Source organism: Streptomyces sp. AK010, from assembly GCF_014207295.1.
Taxonomy (GTDB): Bacteria; Actinomycetota; Actinomycetes; order Streptomycetales; family Streptomycetaceae; genus Streptomyces; species Streptomyces massasporeus.
Genome location: NZ_JACHCX010000067.1, coordinates 1 through 1,679 on the forward strand (window position 1 = coordinate 1; position 1,679 = coordinate 1,679).

The following is a 1,679-nucleotide window of genomic DNA, read 5'->3' on the forward strand; positions in this document are numbered from 1 at the left end:
ACTGGGCAGTGTGCATCGTGAAGTTGCAGGTCACGGGTCTGGTGTGCGTGGGGTTCTCGATACTCGTGCCGGTCGCGGGTGGATGACTTCGGTGAAGATCGTCGGTCACCGGGAGACTTCGCGGTTCGTCAGGACCAGCAGGGCCCTGACGAGGGCGGTCGCCCACTTCGGGTCGGTGCGGACCTTGCCGAGGATCCGCCAGTTCTTGAGATGGGCGAAGCCGTGCTCGACCGGCGCCCGGACGGCGGCCAGTGCCTTGTTGGACAGTTTCTGCCCTCGGGTCAGGGGCCGGTTGCGGGCGGCCTTGTAGCCGGTGATCACCGCCGAGTCGGCGTCCGGGCCGCTGTCGTCGAGGCCGACGAAGCCGAGGTCGGTGATGGCGCCGAGCCCGGCCGCCCGCAGTTTCGCGGTGAGCTTGTCGTGGCGGCAGGCGGTGATCTCCGAGGATCGTCCGGGGCGGGCCGCGGAGACCCACAGCAGGCGGCCCCGGTCGTCGGTGAGCGCGATCACCAGCAGGCCATGGCATTTGTGCTTGCCGGAGTAGTTCTTCCGGTTCGCGGTGCCGGTGCGCCGCCGGGTGCGTATCAAGGTGCCGTCGAGCAGGACCACCCCGCCACCCGTTCGGGCGATCTTCTTGAGTGCGCGGTCCAGGCGCGGGGCGCGGGCGGCGAGCAGGCTGACGGCCTCCCGCACCCACCGGGTGACGGTGGTGCGGTGGACTCCGTTCCCGCCGGCCAGGTCGCCGGGCCGCTGGTCACAGCGCAGCACCGCCAGCACGATGCCGGCGATCTTCCCCGCGGGCAGGGCCCGCCACCGCGAGCCGATCTTCTTCAAGTGGCCGCGTATCAGGGTGGCGAGGTAGTTCAGGGTGGCGCTCGACAGTGGCAGGCGGGCGGTGTAGACAAGGCCGTCAGGGCCCTCGACGGGGCTGGTGTTGTTCTTCACAAAACACGTCAACTGCCGTCGGGGGCCCGCTGGTTACGCTCCGACTTCCCGTCCTGGTGTGGCTACCGGCGTGCGGTAAACCGTCCGTCGGGCCGTTTGTGCAGCCAGCCGCGATCGGCGAGCTTGGTCATCTTCGCCCGCAGCGGTTCCAGCTTCCCGCGCACCGCCACCTCAAGTCCCAGCTCCTCGCCCACCGTCCTGACCTGCACCGGGCCGTCCGCGGCCCGTACGATCGCCAGGATCTTGCGGTAATCGCCGGGCAGCGCGGCCTCGTCAAGGCCCTCGCTGCGGTGCGGGATCAGCAGGACCGCCCTTCCCGCCACCCGGGCGGGCGCCGGGGAGGCGGCCACGGCGCTTTCCGCTTCGGCCCGGTCCTGCTCGGCCAGCCGGTTCAGGACCCGCTCGGCGACCAGCAGTTCCTCCCGCTCGGCCTGGACCTCCTGCAGCTGCTTGGCCAACTCCTCGGCGAGCACGTCCAGTTCGCTCCGGCGAGCGGTGATCCGCTCCAGGTCTCCCATACCCTGCACCCTCCCGCGATCTCACCGTGTACCGCCCCGGTCACGGATCGTAGGAGCGGTCCCGAGACGAGCGCAGCGGAACCCGAGAACCGCCTCAGCCGACAGGGGCAGACGATCTTCACCATGGACACCCGCCACCGACCGGCACGAGCACGGCAACTCGCCCGCACACCAGCGCACCTCACCTGCACGTTTCACGATGCACGGGTCTCACTG

2 protein-coding genes are annotated in these 1,679 nt (G+C 70.1%); both read right to left on the reverse strand.

Annotated features, from left to right (window positions below):
- Positions 1-105 precede the first annotated feature (105 nt).
- On the reverse strand, positions 106-945 hold the full coding sequence (locus tag HDC93_RS37575) for a transposase family protein (protein ID WP_185015244.1): 840 nt from the start codon (positions 943-945) through the stop codon (positions 106-108).
- Between the two features lie 62 nt (positions 946-1,007).
- Positions 1,008-1,463 carry a hypothetical protein gene (locus HDC93_RS37580; RefSeq protein ID WP_185015245.1) on the reverse strand — a complete coding sequence of 152 codons (456 nt, stop codon included), beginning with the start codon at positions 1,461-1,463 and terminating at the stop codon, positions 1,008-1,010.
- Between the last annotated feature and the right edge of the window lie 216 nt (positions 1,464-1,679).